The sequence below is a fragment of the Actinosynnema sp. genome (genome assembly GCF_052038725.1).
The window spans coordinates 1-2,325 of sequence record NZ_JBQGCX010000989.1 but is presented as its reverse complement, the minus strand read 5'-3'; the positions used below and the strand labels follow the sequence as shown (position 1 = coordinate 2,325).

At 77.8% G+C, this 2,325-nt stretch carries 1 protein-coding gene; it reads right to left on the bottom strand.

The window, feature by feature from the left end:
- Positions 1-42 precede the first annotated feature (42 nt).
- Positions 43-2,325: LuxR C-terminal-related transcriptional regulator (locus ACTUAL_RS21010; protein WP_440901443.1), on the bottom strand; the 2,283-nt coding region annotated here is incomplete at its 5' end.

The window sequence follows — 2,325 nt, the reverse complement described above, 5'->3', positions numbered from 1 at the left end:
GCCGCTCCTCCGCTCACCGCCCGCCCGGTCCGCCCACCTCGTTCAGGCGAGCCTCCGGGGCCCGTGGTCGGCGTACCGCGGTCCCGCCCCGGTCCGCCACGGGTCGTCGCCGCGCCCGACGTGGATGGCCAGCGCGGCGGGCAGCTCCGTCCTGCGCCGGACGCTGAGCTTGCGGTAGACCTTGGTCAGGTGCTGCTCGACCGTGCTGACCGTGACGACCAGGGTGCGGGCTATCTCGCGGTTGGTGGCGCCGACCGCGGCCAGTTCGGCCACCCTGCGCTCGGCGCCGGTGAGCGAGCACACGTCCTCGACGCCGGGCGCCGGGTCCTGGCGCGGCTCGGGGTGGCCCGCTCCGCTGTGCCCGGCGAGCGCCTCGACCAGCGGCTCGGCCCGGCAGCCCTCGGCCACCAGCAGCGCCCGCCGGGCCACCGTCCTGGCCCTGCGCGGGTCGCCGCACGCGCGGAACGCCGCGCACAGCTCGACGAACGCCCTGGCCAGCTCGAGCCGGTCGCCCGCGATCTCCAGCTGGTCCACCGCCTCCTTCGCCAGGCGGACCCGCAGCCCCGGCTCAGCCGCAGCCGCGCCCACCCGCAACGCCGTGCCTCGCAACCTGGGGCCGCCGCCACCCGGCAGCGCGGACTGCTCGGCCAGCAGCCTGGCGGCGGCGGCGCGATCGCCCAGCCCCAGGTGCGCCTCAGCCGCGCCGGTGCGCCACGGGATGAGCGCGGGCAGGTCCAGGTCCCACAGGCGCAACCGCTCACCCACGGCGAGGAAGTCGCCGAGCGCGGCGTGCGGCCTCCCGGTCGCCAGGTGGTAGCGCCCCCTGGCGTGCAGGTGGTGCAGGCCCCAGCGGGTCTGGAACATCGTCGGCGGCACGGGGCGGTTGAGCGCCTCCTCGGCCTCGGCGAAGCGGCCCATGTCGACCAGGGCCTCCACCAGGACGCCGAGCGGGACCCCGACCGCGGCTCCCCAGCCGCGCGCGGAGGTGGACGCCAGGGCCGCGTGCGCGTGGCGCACCGCCGAGGGCAGGTCGCCGGTGCGGGCGGCGATCTGCGCGCGGATCTCGGCGAAGGTCGCCTGCCAGGCGGGCACGCCCCGGTCGCGCGCCAGCTCGATGAGCAGCTCGCACCAGGAGCGGGCCTCCTCGAAGCGGTCCGCGTAGAGCAGCACCAGCAGCGCGAACCCGCTCGGTTCCAGGGAGGACTTGGAGGCGGCCCCGACCTGGAGCACCCGGACGGCCTCGTTGACCGGGGCGGTGTCCGGTCCGCCCCGGAGCAGGGCGTCCAACGCCTCGACCGCGCGCAACCTGGCGTCGGTGTCGGTGGTCATGGTCGCGGCGGGGTCGAGGCCGCGTGGTGCCGGGGAGGGCATGTGCGCCAGCAGCGCGGGGCACGACAGGGCCACCCACAGGTGGGCGGCTCGCAGCCCCGCCGGGCTCACGTCGCCGCCCACGCGGCCGAGGAGCCGCGCCGCCTCCGCGATGCGGCCGTGCCACAGCAGCTGTCCGGTGACCTCCAGCGCGTCGTCGTCGCGCAGGAAACCCCGGTCAGCCGCCTCCAGCAGTTCGGGGAGCTTGCCGGTGACCCCTGTGGTGCCGAGCCGCCAGTCGACGACGGCCAGCCGCGCGGCCAGCTCGGCGCGCCCGTGCTCGTCCGGGCACCGCTGGCGGGCCAGCTCCAGGTGGCGGCGCGCCAGGTCGAGCTCGTCCGAGGCGATCGCGTGCTCGGCCGCCTCGGACAGCACGGCGGCCTCCCAGCGGGTGGCGGGACCGGGCAGCGCGCCCGCGTCGAGCAGGTGCCGGGCGACGGCGGTGACCGGGGCGCCCAGGTCGCGCAGGACGAGCGCGGCGCGGTGGTCGAGGTCGGATCGGGTCTGCTGGTCGGTCCCCGCCAGCACGGCGGCCCCGACGGCGGGGTGCCGGAAGCGCCGGGCCTGCACCAGACCAGCCTCCACGAGCGCGCCGAGCCGGGCGTCCGCGGTGGTCGGGTCGACGCGCAGCAGGGCTGCGAGGGCGCGGGGCGGTGCGGAGGGACCGAGCACGGCCAGCGCGGTGGCGGCCTCCCGCACCTGGGGTTCGGCGGCGTCCAGGAAGGCCCGGACGGTGTGCCCGAAGGACTCGCCCCACGGCGGCTCGCGCAGACCCGCGCCCAGGTCCTCGGCAATCGCGCTGACCAGGGCGGGGTTGCCTCCGGTGGCCGCGTGCGCGGCGTCCAGGAGCGGGCGCGGGACCTGGTCCGGCACGCTCCCGGCGATCAGGGTCGCGCCCCCGTCCCTGGACAGCGGGCCCAGGCGGATGGAGGAGAACCTGGGGTGGCGCAGCAGTTG